The organism is Kitasatospora sp. NPDC101235, from assembly GCF_044767505.1.
Lineage (GTDB): Bacteria > Actinomycetota > Actinomycetes > Streptomycetales > Streptomycetaceae > Kitasatospora.
The window spans coordinates 157,564-174,332 of record NZ_JBIWNZ010000012.1 but is presented as its reverse complement, the minus strand read 5'-3'; the positions used below and the strand labels follow the sequence as shown (position 1 = coordinate 174,332).

At 74.6% G+C, this 16,769-nt stretch carries 19 protein-coding genes and 1 pseudogene; 7 read left to right on the top strand and 13 right to left on the bottom strand.

The genetic code is table 11. The annotated features are described in order from the left end of the window. Window positions 1-60: 60 nt before the first annotated feature. Window positions 61-360, bottom strand: a complete 300-nt coding sequence (locus ACIRRH_RS21505) for a YciI family protein (RefSeq protein WP_403069640.1) — start codon at window positions 358-360, stop codon at window positions 61-63. 276 nt (window positions 361-636) lie between these two features. Between ACIRRH_RS21505 and ACIRRH_RS21500 the strand changes: the two genes are divergently transcribed. Together ACIRRH_RS21500 and ACIRRH_RS21495 are read left to right on the top strand one after the other, a co-directional pair. Then, on the top strand, window positions 637-975 hold the full coding sequence (locus tag ACIRRH_RS21500; RefSeq protein ID WP_403069637.1) for a hypothetical protein: 339 nt from the start codon (window positions 637-639) through the stop codon (window positions 973-975). A 63-nt stretch (window positions 976-1,038) separates the two neighbouring features. Continuing rightward, window positions 1,039-2,547: an FAD-binding protein gene (locus tag ACIRRH_RS21495; protein WP_403069634.1), complete on the top strand. Its 1,509-nt coding sequence runs from the start codon at window positions 1,039-1,041 to the stop codon at window positions 2,545-2,547. A gap of 63 nt (window positions 2,548-2,610) precedes the next feature. Here ACIRRH_RS21495 and ACIRRH_RS21490 read toward each other — a convergent pair whose 3' ends face one another. Next, a complete protein-coding gene (locus tag ACIRRH_RS21490) occupies window positions 2,611-4,122 on the bottom strand; it encodes a multicopper oxidase family protein (RefSeq protein ID WP_403069631.1) in 1,512 nt (503 codons plus the stop codon). Window positions 4,123-4,526: 404 nt separating this feature from the next. Here ACIRRH_RS21490 and ACIRRH_RS21485 point away from each other — a divergent pair, with 404 nt between their 5' ends. From ACIRRH_RS21485 to ACIRRH_RS21475, 3 genes are read left to right on the top strand one after another with little or no spacing between them, the layout of a single operon-like run. Beyond that, window positions 4,527-6,104 carry a pyridoxal phosphate-dependent decarboxylase family protein gene (locus tag ACIRRH_RS21485; RefSeq protein ID WP_403069628.1) on the top strand — a complete coding sequence of 526 codons (1,578 nt, stop codon included), beginning with the start codon at window positions 4,527-4,529 and terminating at the stop codon, window positions 6,102-6,104. Next, entirely contained in the window at window positions 6,101-6,808 is a 708-nt protein-coding gene (locus ACIRRH_RS21480; RefSeq protein ID WP_403069625.1) for a hypothetical protein, read from the top strand. Before ACIRRH_RS21485 ends, ACIRRH_RS21480 begins: the two co-directional genes overlap by 4 nt. Continuing rightward, on the top strand, window positions 6,805-7,476 hold the full coding sequence (locus ACIRRH_RS21475) for a DUF6875 domain-containing protein (RefSeq protein WP_403069622.1): 672 nt from the start codon (window positions 6,805-6,807) through the stop codon (window positions 7,474-7,476). Before ACIRRH_RS21480 ends, ACIRRH_RS21475 begins: the two co-directional genes overlap by 4 nt. A gap of 193 nt (window positions 7,477-7,669) precedes the next feature. On the opposite strand, the gene ACIRRH_RS21470 is transcribed toward ACIRRH_RS21475, so the two are convergent. Further along, window positions 7,670-8,212 (bottom strand): HEAT repeat domain-containing protein, encoded by a 543-nt coding sequence (locus ACIRRH_RS21470; RefSeq protein ID WP_403069619.1) that lies wholly within the window; start codon window positions 8,210-8,212, stop codon window positions 7,670-7,672. Window positions 8,213-8,384: 172 nt separating this feature from the next. Here ACIRRH_RS21470 and ACIRRH_RS21465 point away from each other — a divergent pair, with 172 nt between their 5' ends. Next, complete coding sequence (locus tag ACIRRH_RS21465) at window positions 8,385-9,113, top strand: SDR family oxidoreductase (protein ID WP_403069616.1); 729 nt, start codon at window positions 8,385-8,387, stop codon at window positions 9,111-9,113. 49 nt (window positions 9,114-9,162) lie between these two features. On the opposite strand, the gene ACIRRH_RS21460 is transcribed toward ACIRRH_RS21465, so the two are convergent. The 4 genes from ACIRRH_RS21460 to ACIRRH_RS21445 form a co-directional block, all read right to left on the bottom strand. Beyond that, on the bottom strand, window positions 9,163-9,474 hold the full coding sequence (locus tag ACIRRH_RS21460) for a hypothetical protein (RefSeq protein WP_403069613.1): 312 nt from the start codon (window positions 9,472-9,474) through the stop codon (window positions 9,163-9,165). A 120-nt stretch (window positions 9,475-9,594) separates the two neighbouring features. Continuing rightward, a complete protein-coding gene (locus ACIRRH_RS21455) occupies window positions 9,595-10,473 on the bottom strand; it encodes an ABC transporter permease (protein WP_403069610.1) in 879 nt (292 codons plus the stop codon). Further along, complete coding sequence (locus tag ACIRRH_RS21450) at window positions 10,433-11,275, bottom strand: ATP-binding cassette domain-containing protein (RefSeq protein ID WP_403069607.1); 843 nt, start codon at window positions 11,273-11,275, stop codon at window positions 10,433-10,435. The genes ACIRRH_RS21455 and ACIRRH_RS21450 overlap by 41 nt, the downstream gene beginning before the upstream one ends. Further along, the gene (locus ACIRRH_RS21445) at window positions 11,272-11,754 is read right to left on the bottom strand and encodes a MarR family winged helix-turn-helix transcriptional regulator (protein ID WP_403069604.1); all 483 of its coding nucleotides are present in this window, start codon (window positions 11,752-11,754) and stop codon (window positions 11,272-11,274) included. Before ACIRRH_RS21445 ends, ACIRRH_RS21450 begins: the two co-directional genes overlap by 4 nt. 63 nt (window positions 11,755-11,817) lie before the next feature. Here ACIRRH_RS21445 and ACIRRH_RS21440 point away from each other — a divergent pair. Further along, window positions 11,818-12,012, top strand: a pseudogene (locus tag ACIRRH_RS21440) (IS5/IS1182 family transposase); the annotation flags it as partial. Window positions 12,013-12,472: 460 nt separating this feature from the next. On the opposite strand, the gene ACIRRH_RS21435 reads toward ACIRRH_RS21440, so the two are convergent. From ACIRRH_RS21435 to ACIRRH_RS21410, 6 genes are all read right to left on the bottom strand, one after another. Next, a complete protein-coding gene (locus ACIRRH_RS21435; RefSeq protein WP_403069601.1) occupies window positions 12,473-12,769 on the bottom strand; it encodes a hypothetical protein in 297 nt (98 codons plus the stop codon). A 559-nt stretch (window positions 12,770-13,328) separates the two neighbouring features. After that, on the bottom strand, window positions 13,329-13,949 hold the full coding sequence (locus ACIRRH_RS21430; RefSeq protein ID WP_403069598.1) for an AraC family transcriptional regulator: 621 nt from the start codon (window positions 13,947-13,949) through the stop codon (window positions 13,329-13,331). A gap of 145 nt (window positions 13,950-14,094) precedes the next feature. Beyond that, window positions 14,095-14,967, bottom strand: coding sequence for a TIGR04222 domain-containing membrane protein (locus tag ACIRRH_RS21425; RefSeq protein WP_403069595.1), 873 nt, complete (start codon window positions 14,965-14,967; stop codon window positions 14,095-14,097). Window positions 14,968-15,248: 281 nt separating this feature from the next. Next, on the bottom strand, window positions 15,249-15,926 hold the full coding sequence (locus ACIRRH_RS21420; protein ID WP_403069592.1) for an NAD(P)H-binding protein: 678 nt from the start codon (window positions 15,924-15,926) through the stop codon (window positions 15,249-15,251). 106 nt (window positions 15,927-16,032) lie between these two features. Beyond that, the gene (locus tag ACIRRH_RS21415) at window positions 16,033-16,401 is read right to left on the bottom strand and encodes a hypothetical protein (protein ID WP_403069882.1); all 369 of its coding nucleotides are present in this window, start codon (window positions 16,399-16,401) and stop codon (window positions 16,033-16,035) included. A 5-nt stretch (window positions 16,402-16,406) separates the two neighbouring features. Further along, window positions 16,407-16,664 carry a hypothetical protein gene (locus tag ACIRRH_RS21410; RefSeq protein WP_403069590.1) on the bottom strand — a complete coding sequence of 86 codons (258 nt, stop codon included), beginning with the start codon at window positions 16,662-16,664 and terminating at the stop codon, window positions 16,407-16,409. Window positions 16,665-16,769 lie beyond the last annotated feature (105 nt).

The window sequence follows — 16,769 nt, the reverse complement described above, 5'->3', positions numbered from 1 at the left end:
GACCGTGCCCCGAACCGCGCCAAGCGGTCCGGGGCACCACGAACGGGCGGGCGGCAGGCCTCAGTCGGGCAGCTGCTGGCGGTGGGCGGCCAGCACCTCGGCGGTGGTGGTGGCCAGGAACTCCGTCACCCGGTACTCGGTCAGCCCGGCGCGCACGAACGGGTCGGTGGCCACCAGTGCCTCGATCAGGGCACGGTCCTCGCCGACCGCGAGGATCACCCCGCCGTCGCGCGGCACCTTGCGCCCCGAGGCGAGGAAGGTGCCCGCCGCGTAGTGCGCCTCCAGCCACTCGATGTGCTGCGCCAGCACGGCGTCGATCGACTCCAGGTCGGCGGTGTACGTCAGCTCCAGTACGAACATGCGGCCAGGCTAGACCCCGGGCCCCGACGGGCCGCGACGCCCCCCGCAGCTCCCGCGCCGGGAGGGTGCCGACCCCAATCCTGCCAGCTCGGGCAAGGGTTGCGGTAGGACACAGCACACCCTTCTTCCGCCTTGCCGCACGGCGGCCGCCGCCCGCAGACTCGTGCGCATCCCCTTCCGCGTCCCGCGCCACCGCCCCGTCCCGGGCGGCCGGCGCGCACGGCGTGCTGCCCGCGGACGGGAGGAACCACACGAACGACGAAGGGGGACGAGGGTATGCGCATGCACGAGGACCTGGTGCTGAAGGCGCGGGTGCGGCTGCTGAGCCACAACGGGCGGATCCTGCACGGCGAGGAGGGCCTGTGGGTCTACCGGGCACTGTTCACGGTCAGCCCGGCCGCCTACGCCTACAAGCTGGCGTTCGTCCTGCGGGAGGCCGCCGAGGGGCCGCGGGTGGCCCACCTGCCCGAGGCGCGGCAGGCGCTGCTGGCGCAGGCGCAAGCCGCCTGCGCGCACATCCCCGCCCACGCCCCCGCCCACCAGGTGCGGATGTGGGAGTACCCGATGACCGAGCTGCGGCGCATCGAGCAGCAGCTCGGCAGTGCAGGGCAGTAGGTGATTACCCGATGGTTGCGGTACAACAATCCCTATTTGACGACTGATCGGAGAAATTCTGATATGAGCAGGTCAGGACTGTCGCGCCGCACCCTCCTCGCCGGAGCCGGCGCCGGGGCCGTCACCGCCGTCATCGGCTGGAACACCGCCACCACCGCCTGGGCCACCGAAGCCGACACCGCCGACGGCGCCGACGTCGCCCGACTGCCCGCCCTGGACGGCACGGTGACCCTCCAGGGCGACGGCCTGGAACGCTTCTCCACCGACTTCGGACACCTCGTCACCGCCACACCCCGCGCCGTGCTGCGCCCCGGCTCGGTGCGCGACGTGCAGCAGCTGGTGGCCTTCGCCCGCCGCCACCGCATCCCGGTGGCCGTCAACGGCCAGAGCGGCGACCTCGCCCAGCTCGGCGAGGCCGGGCTGGAGTCGCACTCCAGCTACGGCCAGGCCAACCCCCGCGGCGGCATCGCCATCGACGCCCGCGGCCTGTCCAAGGTCGTCTCGGTGCGCCCCGGACGCGCCGTCGTCGAGGCCGGGGCCACCTGGGCGCAGGTCACCGAGGCGGGCCTGGCGGCCGGCTGGGTGCCGCCGGTGCTCACCGACTACCTCCACCTGACGGTGGGCGGCACGCTGAGCGTCGGCGGCATCGGCGGCGGCGTGCAGCGCCACGGCATGCAGGTCGACAACGTGCTGGAGCTGGACGTGGTGACCGGCACCGGCGAGCTGGTGACCGCCTCCCCCACCCGCAACCGGGAGCTGTTCGAGGCGGTGCTGGCCGGCGGCGGCCAGGTCGGCGTCATCGTGCGCGTCACCCTCGCCCTGGTCCGGGTGCGCGAACGCGCCCACGTCTTCTCGCTCCACTACGACGACCTGGACGCCTACCTCGCCGACCAGCAGAAGGTCATGGCCGAACGCCGCTTCGACCTCCAGGTCGGCGACGTGGTGCGCAGCGGGGACGGCACGCGCTGGCGCTACAAGGCGGAGCTGGTGGCGTTCGCGGACGCCGGGCAGGCGGTGGACCGGGCGGCGCTGCTGGCGGGGCTGGGCCCGGTGGAGACGGAGGTGGTGGAGCAGAGCTGGCGGGAGTACGCCTTCCGGGTGGACGGCTTCGCCGGGTACCTGCGCGCGGCCGGGTTCTGGGCGCTGCCCAAGCCGTGGCTGAGCGTGTTCCTGCCGGCGTCCGCGGCGCGGGCGTTCATGGCGCGGGCCGCCGAGGTGCTGACGGCCGCCGACCTGGGGGCGGGGCTGCTGCTGTTCTACCCGTACGAGCGCTCGAAGGTGCAGGCGCCGCTGGCGGTGCTGCCCGAGCAGGAGGTGGGCTGGCACTTCGACCTGCTGGCCTTCCCGGGGCCGGGGTCGGACACCGCGGCAATGCTGGAGCGCAACCGGCGCCTGTACGACCTGGCGGTGGAGCTGGGCGGCAAGCGGTACCTGATCGGGGCGGTGCCGGGGATGACGCAGGCGGACTGGCGGCGCCACTACGGGGGGCTGTGGGAGCGGGTGGTGCAGGCCAAGCGCCGCTTCGACCCGGCGGGCATCCTGACGCCGGGGCAGGGCATCCACGTGTCCTGACCTGACCGTCTCTTCCAGGGCCGCCCGCGCCTGCGGGTGGGTGCGGGCGGCCCGGTGGGCGGGTCAGGTGATCTCCATCTGGGCCATCATGCCCATCGCGGAGTGGTCCAGCAGGTGGCAGTGGTAGGGGTAGCGGCCGCGGTAGGAGTCAAAGGCGGCCTGCAGGCGCACGCTCTCGCCGGGCATCAGGCGCACGGTGTCCTTCAGGCCGGCCTCCTCGGGGCCGGGGGTCTCGCCGTTGCGCTGCAGGACGCGGAACTGCACCAGGTGCAGGTGGAAGTTGTGCGGGATGTCGGTGTTGGCGTTGACCACCGTCCAGATCTCCGAGGTGCCGAAGGCGACGGAGGCGTCCACCCGGGCCGGGTCGTACTGCCGGCCGTCGATCAGGCCGCGCGGGGCCGCGCCCGCCGTGCCCTCCTCGACCTTCAGCACGATGGTGCGCTCGCGGGCCACCGGGCCCAGCGGGGGCAGGGTGCGCAGCCGGTCGGGGACGGCGGAGGGGTCGGGGGCGGGGCGGCCGACGTCGAAGCGCAGGACCTGGCCGATGTGTTCGGCGGGGCCGGGCGGCATGGAGTTGGTGAGCACGACGCTGGTGCCGGGGCGGTAGCGGGAGAAGTCGATGACGACGTCGGCGCGCTCGCCGGGCGAGAGGTCGATGGTGTCGGTGGTGTGGGGGCGTTCCAGCAGGCCGCCGTCGGAGCCGATCTGGGTGATCGGGCCGCCGTCGGCCAGGCGCAGGGAGAAGAAGCGCAGGTTGGAGGAGTTGAGCAGGCGGATGCGGTAGCGGCGGGCGGCGACATCGACCTTGGGCCAGGGGCGGCCGTTGGCGAGGATGGTGGCGCGGCCTGCGGCGTCGTCCATCCGGTAGACGAGGTTGCCCGAGGGGTCGAAGCGGGCGTCGCGCAGCGCGATGGGCAGGTCGTAGCGGCCGGAGGGCAGCGGCAGGGCGGCCTCGGTGGCGTCGGTGAGCAGGTAGGTGCCGGCCAGGCCCCGGTAGACGTGCTCGGACTCCAGGTGGTGGGCGTGGTCGTGGAACCACAGGCTCGCGTGGGGCTGGTCGTTGGGGTAGGTGTAGGTGCGGGTGGCGCCGGCGTCCAGCAGGTTCATCGGGCCGCCGTCGCTGTCCACGGGGACGGCGCAGCCGTGCAGGTGCACGGAGACGGGATCGTCCAGCAGGTTGGTCTGGCGTACGATCACCGGCCGTCCGGAGCGGGCGCGGATGACGGGGCCGGGGAAGGCGCCGTTGTAGGTGAGGACCTCGGTGCGGTGCCCGGGCAGGATCCGCGCGAAGGAGCGCAGCATGGTCACCGCGTAGGTGTCGGCTCCGTTGTCGGTGGCGACGGGGCTGAGCACCGGGGGCAGCGGCAGGGTGGTGGTGAACTTCTCCACGAGCGAGGGGCCCGCGTCCGGGCCCGGGTCGGGGGCGGCGGCGCCCGCCGGGTGGGCGTGTCCCGCGTCCTGCCCGGCGGCGGTGGTGGAGGCGGCGGAGGCGGCCGGGCGCAGCGTGGTGCGCACGAGCAGGACCCCTCCTCCGGTCGCCAGGGCGGCGCCGATCATCCTGCGTCTGGTCACCATCGCGTCGTTCCTCCCGCGTGAGCTCCCCCGGCCTCGCCCGGTCTCGCCCGGATGGGGATGTGGGGCGGCCTTGTCCGGGGGTGATTGCAGCAGCGCCGGCTCACGCCCCGGTGGGGTTTGGCTTGGGCCGTGCGGGAGGTGCCCGGGGCGGGAACGGGGGCGGGCTCGGGGTGGGCTCGGGGTGGGTTCGGGGCTGGGCGGTGGGGGCCGGCGGGCGGGGCGGTGGGTGAGCTGCGGGTGTTGCGGGCGCCTTGCGCGCGGTGGCCACCGTGGCTGCGGACGCGGTCGAGGAACGCTCAAGACTCGGCACGCGGTGAACGCTCGTACTCGCCAGGGACCCGGCGTGCTGCTCACCTGCGCGCCGGTCCCCCTGTTGTCGAAGGACTGAGGGGAAGGGCCGGAGCGTGGACCTGCGGTACTGGCTGCCGAGGGCGGCCGAGGTGGCCGAGCGGTGGGGCGAGCGGTTCGGGCCGCTGGAGCCGCACCCCTCGCACCTGGTGGACGAGGCGGACTTCGCCGCCGCGTTCGAGCGTTTCGCCAAGCGCCTGGAGCACAACTACCCGTTCTTCCACCCGCGTTACGCAGGGCAGATGGTCAAGCCCCCGCACCCGGCTGCACTGGTGGGCTACCTGACGGCGATGCGCTTCAACCCCAACAACCACGCCTACGAGGGCGGGCCGGCCACCAACGACATGGAACGCGAGTGCGTCGCGCAGCTGGCCGCCATGTTCGACCTGCCCGCGCACGTGGGCCACCTGACCAGCAGCGGCACCATCGCCAACCTGGAGGCGCTGTACGTGGCGCGCCAGAGCCACCCCGGCCTCGGCGTCGCCTACAGCAGCCAGGCCCACTACACCCACAGCCGGATGTGCCACGTCCTGGGCGTCAGCGGGCACGCGGTGGCGGCGGACGCCCAGGGCCGGATGGACGCCGGCGCGCTGGAGGAGCTGCTGCGCACCGGGCGGGTGGGCACGGTGGTGGTCACCTGCGGCACCACCGGGCTCGGCGCGGTGGATCCGGTGCACGAGATCCTGCCGCTGGCGCGCCGCTACGGGGCGCGGGTGCACGTGGACGCCGCCTACGGCGGGTTCTTCGCGCTGCTGGCCGCCGACGACGCGCTGGCGGCCTCGCTGGGGGTGGACACCGCGCCGTGGCGGGCGATCGCCGGCTGCGACTCGGTGACCGTCGACCCGCACAAGCACGGCCTGCAGCCGTACGGCTGCGGGGCGGTGCTGTTCGCCGACCCCGGCATCGGGCGCCACTTCGCCCACGACTCCCCGTACACCTACTTCACCGACGCCGAGCTGCACCTGGGCGAGATCAGCCTGGAGTGCTCGCGCGCCGGGGCCTCGGCCGCCGCCCTGTGGCTGACCCTGCAGCTGCTGCCGCTCACCGCGCAGAGCCTGGGCGCGGGGCTGGCCGCGAGCCGGCGCGCCGCCCTGGACTGGGCCGCCCTGATCGAGGACAGCGCGCAGCTGACGCTGTACCAGGAGCCGCAGCTGGACATCGTCACCTACTTCCCCACCGTCGCCGGTGTGCCCGCGCTGTCGGCCGTCGACGCCGCCGGCGAGCGTGTCCTGCGCCGGGGCATGGCCGACGAGCACGACCCGGTGTACCTGAGCGTGCTGCGCGTGGACGCCGCCGACTTCACCCGCCGCCACCCGGGCGTGCGGGCGGACGCGGACGGGGCGCGGGTGCTGCGCAGCGTGCTGATCAAGCCCGAGGCGCAGGGGTGGGTGGCGCCGCTGCACGCGCGCGTCTGCGCCCTGGCCGCCTCGGCCACGCGCCTTCCCGCCGATGTGCCGGCCGGCCCGCCCGATGTTCCCGTCGGCCCGCCGGATGCGCCGGATGCGCCGGATGCGCCGGATGCGCCGGCCGATGTTCCGGTCGACCGGCCGGATGTGCCGGCCGGCCCGCCGGATGTTCCCGTTGACCCGCCTTCCCCTTCGTCCGCCCCCTCGTTCGAGGAGAGTGCCCGTTGACCACCGCCACCGCCCTGCCCGCCGCCGCGGGCACCGCCTTACAGCCCGCCGTACGGCCCGCCGTGCGCCCGGCCCGCCCGGGCGAGGAGAGCGCCCTCGCCGCCGTGCTCGCCGGCGCCTTCGCCGACGACGCGCTGATGCTCTGGGCCTTCCCCGACCCCGAGCACCGCGCGCGCGTCCTGCCCGCCTTCTTCCGCGTCCACGTCGAACAGTGCCTGGCCCACCGGGGCGTGCTGGTCGCCTACCAGGCCACCGCCGGCAGCGAAGCGGCCCGCGGCGACGGGCAGCCGCTGGGGGCACTGCTGTTCCTTCCGCCCGGCCTGTGGGAGAACCCGGGCCTTCACGACGGCGCCACCACCGACGCCCTCGCCGAGGCCATCGACGCCCCCGGACACCGGGAGGCGGCCCACCGTCTGGAGGCCATCACCCGCCTGCAGACCCTGCGCCACCCGCGCCACCGCTCCCACCACTACCTCGCCTTCGTCGGCGTGCGCGCCGACGCCCGCCGCACCCGCGCCGGCGAGGCCCTGCTGCACGCCTTCCTCACCGAGGTCGACACCGCCGGCCAGGCCGCCTACGCCGAGACCAGCTCCCCGGCCGGCGCCCACCTCCTGGCCGGCGGCGGCTTCACCCGCTTCGGCGAGGCCATCGCCCTGCCCGGCGGCGGACCCCGCCTGGCCCCGGTCTGGCGGGGGCCCCGGTGACCGCCCCCACCGCCACCGCCACCGCCGGTGCGCTGCGCCTGTACAGCGCCGAATCCATCGACGCCGGCCACGCCGCCGACCGCCCCGAAGCCGTGGAGACCCTCGCCTGGGCCCGCGCCTTCCTCACCACCTCCCACCCCGACCTCGGCCGCAGCGGCCCGGTCTGCCCCTACACCCAGCCCTCGCTGCGCCGCGGCCTGTTCCACATCGCCGTCGCCGACGGCTCCCCCGGGCGGGACCTTCCCGCCCTGGTGGCCGAACTGCGCGCCCGCTACGACGAGTTGCTCGCCGGCCTTCAGGAGGAGTCGGAGCGCGAGCTGCTCACCGTGCTGCTGGTGCTGCCCCAACTGGACCGCGAGGACTCCACCGTGCTGGACGAGCTCCAGCGCAAGGCCAAGGACGAGTTCGTCGAACAGGGCCTGATGATCGGCCAGTTCCATCCGCTCTGCGAGGAACCCGGCCTGTGGAACCACTCCTTCAGGCCGCTGCGCTCCCCCGTCCCGCTGCTCGCGGTGCGCAAGCTCCTGGTCTTCGACCTGCCCTTCCTCGCCGGCGACGAGACCCACCTGGACCACTACCTGGCCCGCTTCGCCCCCGAGGTCCCCGCCCGCATCCGCGCCCAGCTGGTCACCAGCGTCCGCGCCCGCCGGCAGGGCGCCGTCGCCTGACCCCTCTCCCCCAGCGCGCGCGGAGCCGGCCGGCGCCCGGCTCCGCGCGCGCCCCTCGCCAGGCTCGGGTACGCGCTGCGCGTCCTGGCCCAGTCCTACGCCGGCCTCCCCGAGTACCGCGAGCAGTGGCGCCCCTGGCCGGACGGGCGGCGGAACGGCAGGTCGGCCCGGCTCGCGCCGGCGCCGGGTCCGTTCACCCGGCCCTACGGGCGGCGGTCCGTTCGTAGATGGCCCCGCCGGGGATGTACCAGCCTGCCTTCTTGCGGACCGCCGGGCTCGGATCCTGGGCGTGACAGGCCCGCAGGGCGGCCACGGCCCGGGCCTCGGCATGAGCGAACCGGCCCACGAGCTCGGCGGCCCTGGCCCGGACGCCCGGGTCGGGGTCGCGGGCCAGGTGGCGCAGGGCGGGTTCGAGGACCCGGTCCGCGCCCGGTGCGCACGTGTCGCCCTTGCACCGGTCGCAGGCCAGGGCGTGGAAGGCGGCGGTCCTCACCCGGGCGTCCGGGTCGTCGGCCATGGCGATGAGCCGGTCCATGGACTCGGTGTCGACCAGGTGGTCCAGCAGCCGGCAGCAGCCCTCCCGGACGGCCGCGCTCTCATGGGCCAGGCCCTCCCGGATGGCCCCGACCGCGCACTGCCCGCGCCGCAGCAGTTCCCGGTAGGCGGCCACCGTGCGCTGAGGGTCTCCAAGGCACGCGACGAGGGCTTTGTTGTCGGTCCTGACGAATCCGAGCATGCGCCCAGTGTCAGGCCGCACGGCACGGCCCGGCAAAGGGGTTTCACCCCGCCGCCACTGCTGGGTGGCTCCTGCGACCACGGCGGTCAGCCCGTTCGGGTCGGGTGTGCGCCATGCCCACCCAGGGGTTCATATGCCATATTTCGGACATGACCCCGACGAAAGGCATGTCATGAAGTTCGCAGTCATCGGCGGCACCGGGCTGATCGGGTCGCAGGTCGTCAGAACTCTGAACGCCGCCGGGCACGAGGCGGTACCGCACTCGCAGTCCACCGGAGTCGACGTCATCAGTGGCCGGGGACTGGACGAGGCGGTGGCGGGGGCCGACGTCGTCGTCAACCTGACGAACTCCCCGACCTTCGACGAAGCCTCCCTCGCCTTCTTCCAGACCTCGATGGACAACCTTCTGGCCGCGGCCCGGAAGAGTGGCGTCGGCCACGTCGTCATCCTCTCGATCGTCGGCGCGGACCAGGTGCCCGAGCTGGACTACTACCGTGCCAAGGTGCTCCAGGAGGACATCCTCGCGGCCGGGCCGATCCCCTACTCGATCGTCCGGGCGACGCAGTTCATGGACTTCGTGGACGCCGTCCTGTCCTGGACCGCCGACAGCGAAACCGTCCGGTTGCCCGCCACGCCGATCCAGCCGATCGCCTCCAAGGACGTGGCCGACGCGGTGGCGCAAGTCGCGGCGGGCGCCCCGCTGGGCGGCATTCGCAACATCGCCGGCCCCGAGATCTTCCCCCTGGACGAGCTGGGCCGGATCACCCTGTCCCGCAAGGGCGACAACCGTACCGTCGTCACCGACCCCACCGCCGGCATGTTCGCCGTCGTCAAGGGGGACGTCCTCACCGACACGGACGCCCACCTCGCCCCCACCCGCTACGCGGACTGGCTCTCCTGACTCACTCGCCCCCTCTCGAAGGCGCGAACCTCCCCCGTCAGGTGGCCGGTCAGGCGGCGGACAGGTGCAGCTTGAAGGGCGAACCGGCGGCGCCGGGCGTCCAGCCCTTGGAGCGCGCGGAGCGGATGCCCGCGGCGACCTCCCGCGGCATGACCACGTGCGCCGGCACCGCGTCCGGGGTGCGGACGGTGGGCCGGCCGGTGTCCACGACGAGCGTCGTTCCGGGGTGTGCCGCCTCCTCCACCACGTAGCCCAGGGTGGTGCCCTCGTAGTCGCAGCACCAGTGCTGCCTGCTCACCCGCCAGCGGTACGCCACGCCGTCGACGACGATGCGGCGGGAACCCTTCTCGGCCAGTGCCACGATGGCGCCTTTCGGTCGTCGGTTCGTCCGTGTGCCTGTCGGCAGTCTCCTCGGGCGGCCCGCGCATGTCACCGGGTTTCCCGGCGCCGGTGCCGGCGCCGCCGCTCCACCGCACCTCGCTCAGCGCGCCAGGCGCCCCAGCAGGGCGGAGGAGGCGGCGATGCCGAGGAGGGTGGCGAAGACGAGGACGGCGAAGTCCAGGGGCAGGTGGGAGGGGGTGCCGATGAGCAGGCCGCGCAGCGCGTCGACCTGGTAGCTGAGCGGGTTGGCCTTGCTGACGGCCTGGAGCCAGCCGGGCATCAGGTCGAGGGGGTAGAGGGCGTTGGAGGCGAAGAACAGCGGCATGGTGATGGCCTGGCCGATGCCCATGAGGCGGTCGCGGGTGAGCACGATGCCCGCGATGGCCATCGACAGGCAGGAGAAGAACGCCGAGCCGAGCAGCACGACGGCCACGACACCGAGCAGCCGCAGCGGGTTCCACGTCATGGCGACGCCGAGCACGGCGGCGATCAGCACCACCACCGCGGCCTGCAGGACGGCCTTCACCCCGGCGGCGAAGGCCTTGCCGGTGACCAGGGCGGCACGCGGGGTCGGGGTGACCAGCAGTTTGGTGAGGACCCCGGAGTCCCGCTCCCAGATGATCATGATGCCGTAGAAGATCGCGATGAACATCGCGGACTGGGCGATGATGCCCGGCGCGAGGAAGTCCAGGTACGGGATGCCGCCGGTGGGGATGGCCTTGAGACCGGTGAACGTCTCACCGAAGATCAGCAGCCACAGCGCCGGCTGGACGGCCCGGGTGTACAGCTCGGTGCGGTCGTGGCGCAGCTTCTGGAGTTCGACGGTGCACATCGCGCCGATGCGGGCGGGCACCAGGCGCCAGCCGGTGCGGGCGCGCGGGGGCACCAGCAGCAGGGAGAAGTCGGGGCCGGCGCCGGTGGGGCCGGGCCCTGGGGGCTCAGCCGACGCGGCCTGCGGTGCGGCGGGTTCGGCGGACATCGCTGAAGTCTCCTTCGGTGGCGTCGGTCAGCTGACGGCCGGCGAAGTGGCGGAAGACGTCGTCGAGACTGGGGTCGTCCCGGGCCGGGCCGGCGTGGCGGACCAGGTCCTTGAGTTCGGCGGGGGTGCCGAGCGCGCGGATGCGGCCGCGGTCCATGAGGGCGATGCGGTCGCAGTGGCGGTCGGCCTCGTCCATGTAGTGGGTGGTGACCAGGACGGTCATGCCGGTGGCGGCCCGTACGGCGTCCACGCGTTCCCACACGCCGGTGCGGGCGATCGGGTCCAGGCCGATGGTGGGTTCGTCGAGGACGAGCAGGCGCGGGGCGCTGACCAGGGCCTGGGCGAGTTCGAGGCGGCGCACCATGCCGCCGGAGTAGGTGGCGGCCATCCGTTCGGCGGCCTCGGTGAGGTCGACGGCGGCGAGGGCCTGGGTGACGCGCTGCGCGCGTTCGCGGCGCGGGACGTCGAAGACGCGGGCGAACAGGGCGACGTTCTCGCGTCCGGTCAGGGCGGCGTCGGCGGACAGCTGCTGGGGGACGTAGCCGAGCAGGCGGCGCACCTGCATGGGGTGGCGGGTGGCGTCGTGGCCGAAGACGCGCACCATGCCGGCGCCGACGGGCAGCAGGGTGGTGATCGCGCGGATGGTGGTGGTCTTGCCTGCGCCGTTGGGGCCGAGCAGGCCGAACACCTCGCCGGTGCGCACGGTCAGGTCGATGCCGTCGACGGCCCTGGTCGTCTTGCCGCGGCCGTGGCGGAAGACGTACTCCAGGCCCTGGCACACCACCGCGTCCTCGGCGTTCACCGCTCCTCCTCCCCGGGCAGGGTGCGCAGGCCTTCGGCGACCTGCCGCAGCGCGGGCAGGGCCGCGGCCAGGGCCTCGCGCTGGTCGGCGGGCAGGCCGGCGACGATGTCCTCCATCAGCGCGCGGCGGCGCCGGCGCCAGGCCTCGATCCGCTCCACGGCCTCGGGGGTGGCGTGCAGGAGGGCGGCCCGGCGGTCGGCGGGGTCGGTTTCGCGGCGCAGCAGGTGGAGGGCGACGAGCTGGTTGACCAGGGTGGACACGGAGTTGCCGGCCAGGCACAGCTCCTCGGCGGCTTCCGAGACGCGCAGTCCGGGGGTGTCCGTCACCAGGTGCAGCAGTTCGACCTGGGCGCCGCGCAGCCGGGGTTCGTCCGTCGTCTGCCGCAGGCGGCGGCGGACCAGGCGCTGGATGACGACGAGGAGGGTGGAGAACTCGTCCGCCGGCGCGACGTCGAGCGTCTGGGGCTCTGTCGCGGTCATACCCTCATTTTATCTCTCAGTGAGAGCTATCCGTCGAGGGTTCTCACCGGATCGGCCGGCAGCATCCGTGCGGTCCTCCCGCCGCCGGTGGACCAGGTCGTAACCGGGTTTCGGCGTGGATCCCGCGGTGGCCGCCCGCCCGGCTTGGACACCGAGGCCGCTACGGAACGGAACACCGTCGAGCGGTGCATCAGCCGCGTGAAGCATTGGCGCGCCCTGGCCGTGCGCACCGACGCGTTGGCCATCGCCTGCACCGGCCCCCGTCCCGGCGTGGGAAGTCGGCCCCGTCGACTTCCCACGCCACCACCCGGTCGTGGGGGCGGGGGCGCCGGCGGGCGGGGGGGGGGTGCCGCCGGGGGCCCCGGCCCCCCGGGGGGGGGGGGGCCCCCCCCCGCGCCCCCCCCCCCCCCCCCCCCCCGGGGGCGGGGGGGGCCCCCCCCCCCCCCCCCCCCCCCCCCCCCCCACCACCCGGTCGTCCGCGCTCGGACGCCGGAGCGCGGGGAGCGTTTCCCGCCGGGAGCCCGGTCCCGCGGGGGGCTGCCGTCCCACCACCACGGGGAGTCGAGGCGGAGACCGTCGCGTCTGCCCCCATCCCGCTCTGGTGCCCGAGGTCGAAACACTCGCCCGGCCGCGAGACGTTCGGCCCGGTGCGGTCGCCCGGCCCGCCGTAGGCGCTTCCTGTGTTCGCACGTGCGCGTCAGTCCTGGGGGCTTCGTGTTCACCAGGCATTCCAGAGCGCACCGTGACGGTGGTGGACCGGAGGGATGTCTGCGTCGTCGAGGTCGTGGCCGGCGCGGTGCAGCCCGCGGATGCGCTGGGCGTCGAGTCGACCCTGGAGCCGGGCCCGGCCTTCAGCCGTAGCGATCTCGGCGGAGAACGAGCCCTTCCTGCAGTAGAGCACCATCCACTGCCAGGAGGTGATCCGACGCCACGTCTTCTTCGGGGCAGGGCGACGGCCTTCGCGGGCGGCCCGGGCCAGTTCAGCGTGCGTGTAGCGCAGGTCATACAGGGACATGAACTCCGATGCGCCTTCTTGGACGCGGAGTTGCCTGGGAGTCGTGCGGACGGTTCGGGACATCGAGAGCCTCCGTAGGGCCCTCTGGACTCTCCAGAGGTACCTACGGCGGATGCGTATTGGTCAGCACGACTCACCCCCTCGTCGGTCGGGACGATCCGCCCGGCAGCACAGTAGTCGCGCAAAGGCATGGAGGCCGAGGTTTTCACTCGCCCCCCTTGCGGGGTCAAGCCGCTCCGAGATCCTTCACGGAACTGCAGCCAGAGCCTCTGATCCGGCCCCGTCCTTCCGGTCCGAGTTGGCCCCGGGTCGGGGTCGCCGGGCGTGTGGTTCCGATCTGAGGCGGCCCCGGTTCCCGGCCTCGGACGGCCCGTCAGCGGCCGAGGGCGGGGAGGACGGACGCCCGTACGTGATCGGCTCGGAACTCTCCTTCACGTCCGACGAGACGGGCGAGGTCCGGGTCCCCCCGAGCCGGGCCGGCGTCAGCCCCTCGGTCGGGTGACGTCGCCCGTCGGGAGGGGCCGCCGCCGCGGGTGCGGGCGGCGGCCGCGGAGGGTCGTCAGGAGCGGGCGGGCTCGACCGTGCGGGCGGTGCTGACGGCGTGCAGGGCGCGTTCGACGGTTTCCCGGTGTTCGCCGACCGGGGCCACGTAGCCGAGGACGGCGCGGGCCGCGTCCTCTCCGAGGGTGCGGGTGATCACCCAGGTGGCGAGGTACTGGGAGGCCAGGCAGCCGCCCGCGGTGGCGATGTTGCCCTCGGCGTGGAACGGCGCGTCGAGCACGGTGACGCCGCGGGCTTCGACGAAGGGGCGGCTCGTCAGGTCCGTGCAGGCCGGCATGGTGCCCAGCAGGCCGAGGTGTGCCAGCACCAGCGCGCCGGAGCACTGGGAGCCGATCAGCTGGCGCGAGGGGTCGAGCGGCAGCTGGGCGAGCAGCCGGCCGTCGGCGACCACGTCGCGGGTCCTCACGCCGCTGCCGATCAGCACGACGTCGGCCTCGGTCACGAACTCGATCGGGCGCTGCCCGGTGACCTCGACGCCGTTCATCGAGGTGACCTGCGGTGTCGGCGTGGTGATGAAGGCTTCCAGGCCGTCCTTGCGGCAGCGGTTGATCAGCGCGGAGGCGATGAAGCTGTCCAACTCGTTGAATCCGTCGAAAGTGACCACGGCTACCTGCGCCATCACTGCTCCCTCATGCGGTATCGGATGTCCGGTGTGCCCAGTGTGCCGCGCGCCGTGCGCACCTGAGGTCCTCCGCGGGTGCGGGAGGCGTCCCGGGGTGCCCTCGGGCGGCCCCGGGGCCCGGTCGGGAGCGGCGCCGGGCCGGCTAGAGCCCGCCTCCGCAGCCCCCTCCGCAGCCGCCGCCGCAGGCGCCCACGCCGCCGTCGTGGTCGTGGCTGCGCGTCGGGGCCGCGGCCTGGAAGCGGGCGGCCACCCGGGCCCGGGCGGCGGCCTGGCAGATCCGCAGGTCGTGGTCCTCGGGCAGGGCGGCCAGGCCCCGGACGGCCACGGCCGCCCGCCCGTGCTTCCAGCGCTCGGACGCAAGGGCGGCGGCCAGCACCCGGGCGCCGAGCCCGGTGGCGGAGCGCGTGAGCGGCCACGACGTGTGGTTGATCCACAGGGCGGCCGCGAACAGCGGCGGGAAGGCCGTCAGCGGGACGAGCCAGTTCTCGTGCTGCACGAGTGTCCACACCAGGGCGGCCACGCCCGCCGCGGCCACCGCGACGAGGACCGCCGGCATCCGCCCGCCGGCCTCCCTCGCGCGCTCGACCAGTTCCTCGTCGTCGGCCAGGCCCTGCGCCGCGAGCCGCTTGCGCAGCGCCTTCGCCTCCGGGGACCAGTCCACGGCCCGGCGCAGCTCCCCGACGTCCCCGGTGCGCGTGGGCCCCAGCCATCGCACGGCCACCGCCTCGAATCCGTCCCCGGCGCCCGGGCCGTCCCCGGCCGCAGCCGCGGCTTCGGTCACCGTGACGTCACCCGAGCGGGAGGCGACCAGCCGGCCGTCCTCGTACATCTCCACGAGTGTCAGCTCCGCCAGCACCCCGGCCAGGCAGGCAAGTTCGATCCTGCCGAGGTCGAACTCCCGTCCGGTCGCGAGCCGTTCGACCCGGTGCAGCTCGCGCAGCGCCGCCCGGCAGCGCCAAGCGGCCGCGGCCACCCCCGCGCCCGTCCCCAGCAGGAGTACCAGGACCACCCACATGACGCCCCCTCCCCCGGCAGGTCAGCCCAGTGTGCGGACGCCGGGGTCACTCGGCAAGCCCCAAGTCTGCTGGCGGCAAAGGGATTTACTCTTCACTCAACCGCCGTCGGCCAGGGGACGGCGGGCTGCTTGGCGCTGGTGCGGTCGCGGGCGGGCAGGCGGCCGGCGGCAAGGTGGGCGCCGGCGGTGCGGTGCGGGTGGCGCTCGTGTGTTCTCCTGGCGCCGGCGGGTGCGGCCGGGCGGCGGGCGGGGGCGGTGGACTCCCGCGGGGCGCGGTGGGCTCAGCCGTCGGTGAGGGAGCGCGCGGCGATGCGGGTGACGGCCTGGTGGACGGGGGTGGCGCCGCGGGTGAGTTCCAGGAGGCGCGGGGTGGTGGCGGGCACGGTGAGCAGGTGGGCGAGGACGGCCGCGGCGTCCGGCCGGTCGATCTCGCCGGGGCCGGTGTGTGCGGCGAGGTGGACCAGGCCGGTGCCGGGCCCGTCGCGGAACCAGGCGGGGCGCAGCACGGTGGTGTCGAGGTCGGGGCGGGCGAGCAGGTCGTGGTCGGCCCTGCCCTTGGCGCGCAGGAAGGTTTCCACGAGCGGGTCGGCGGGGTAGTGCGCGGCGGGGTGTGCGCCCATGGTGGAGAGCAGGACGAAGCGGTGCACTCCGGCGAGGCGGGCGGCGTCGGCGAGGGTGAGGACGGCGTCGTGGTCGACCGGGTTCGCGTGTCCGGGGGCGTCGCCGAGGCCTGCGCCGGCGGCGTAGAGGATCGCGTGTGCGCCGGTGAGCAGCTGGGTGAGCCGGTCGGGGGTGGCGGTGGTGAGGTCGGCGAGGGCCGGGAGGGCGCCGGCGGCCCGCAGGGTGGCGGCCTGTTCGGGGCGCCGGATGATCCCGGTGACCCGCAGGCCCCGGTCGGTGAGCAGGCGGGTGGTCAGGAGTGCGACCCTGCCGTGGCCGCCCGCGATGACTACCGGCATGCGGGCACCCTATGGTCCGGGTGCCCGCCGGGCGGGTATCGCCGCGCTCGGCGGGGCCGTACGGGCGGGCGGCGGGGGCTGGGTTCGACTGCCCGGGCGGCGGTGTTCAGGGGCCGAGGTCCAGGACGCGCACCGGCTCGCCCTTCCAGCGGGCGGGTTCCGTGGTGGCGATGAGCGCCCCGTCGGGGCGCTCGGGTGTGGGGGCTGCGGCGTGGCGGGCGTGGGCCTGGGCCCATGTGGTGTCGGCGGCCAGGGCGAGGGCGGCGGCGAGGTCCAGGTCCAGCACGGTGAGGGCCGGCAGGGCGGCCAGGTGCTCGGCCGTCCCGGGGCGTTCGCGGTCCGCCTCCACCAGGGCGCAGGCCGGGGCGTAGAGGTACCAGCCCTGCTCGGCGTGCGCGCGGTGGATGAGGCGGGAGACGAGCAGGTTGCCGCGGCCCGCGGCGACCATGGCGGTGTCGTCCAGGACGACGTGCACGGCGTTCACCGCCCGGCCGCCTCGGACAGGCGGCGGTCGAGTTCGGCGTCCAGGCTGGCGGTGTGGGTGGCGTCGGGGTCGTAGCCGTTCCACTCCTCCAGCACCTGGCGGGCCTGTTCGGCCCGTTCGGCCCGCTCGGCCGGGGTGAGCAGGTCCTGGGCCAGGCGGGAGAGGTAGGCCCGCAGGGACAGGTGCTCGCCTGCGGCGATCTCGGCCAGGCGGTCCCGCGCCTCGGCGGGGATGCGGATGTTCGCGTCGGCCATCTCGGCTCCTTCCGTCCCCCACAGGATACGGGTACGCACCCGTACCCGTCACGGGTTTGCGGTAGGCGGCTTGCTGCGGCCGGGCCCCGCCGTCCCTTGCCCGGG

Coding starts and splice junctions, on each gene's coding strand:
- ACIRRH_RS21425 (WP_403069595.1), bottom strand. CDS start 14,967: ATGTGGGTGGTCCTGGTACTCCTGCTGGGGACGGGCGCGGGGGTGGCC.
- ACIRRH_RS21495 (WP_403069634.1), top strand. CDS start 1,039: ATGAGCAGGTCAGGACTGTCGCGCCGCACCCTCCTCGCCGGAGCCGGC.
- ACIRRH_RS21465 (WP_403069616.1), top strand. CDS start 8,385: ATGAAGTTCGCAGTCATCGGCGGCACCGGGCTGATCGGGTCGCAGGTC.
- ACIRRH_RS21500 (WP_403069637.1), top strand. CDS start 637: ATGCGCATGCACGAGGACCTGGTGCTGAAGGCGCGGGTGCGGCTGCTG.
- ACIRRH_RS21435 (WP_403069601.1), bottom strand. CDS start 12,769: ATGTCCCTGTATGACCTGCGCTACACGCACGCTGAACTGGCCCGGGCC.
- ACIRRH_RS21430 (WP_403069598.1), bottom strand. CDS start 13,949: ATGGCGCAGGTAGCCGTGGTCACTTTCGACGGATTCAACGAGTTGGAC.
- ACIRRH_RS21470 (WP_403069619.1), bottom strand. CDS start 8,212: ATGCTCGGATTCGTCAGGACCGACAACAAAGCCCTCGTCGCGTGCCTT.
- ACIRRH_RS21420 (WP_403069592.1), bottom strand. CDS start 15,926: ATGCCGGTAGTCATCGCGGGCGGCCACGGCAGGGTCGCACTCCTGACC.
- ACIRRH_RS21445 (WP_403069604.1), bottom strand. CDS start 11,754: ATGACCGCGACAGAGCCCCAGACGCTCGACGTCGCGCCGGCGGACGAG.
- ACIRRH_RS21490 (WP_403069631.1), bottom strand. CDS start 4,122: ATGGTGACCAGACGCAGGATGATCGGCGCCGCCCTGGCGACCGGAGGA.
- ACIRRH_RS21455 (WP_403069610.1), bottom strand. CDS start 10,473: ATGTCCGCCGAACCCGCCGCACCGCAGGCCGCGTCGGCTGAGCCCCCA.
- ACIRRH_RS21410 (WP_403069590.1), bottom strand. CDS start 16,664: ATGGCCGACGCGAACATCCGCATCCCCGCCGAGGCGCGGGACCGCCTG.
- ACIRRH_RS21505 (WP_403069640.1), bottom strand. CDS start 360: ATGTTCGTACTGGAGCTGACGTACACCGCCGACCTGGAGTCGATCGAC.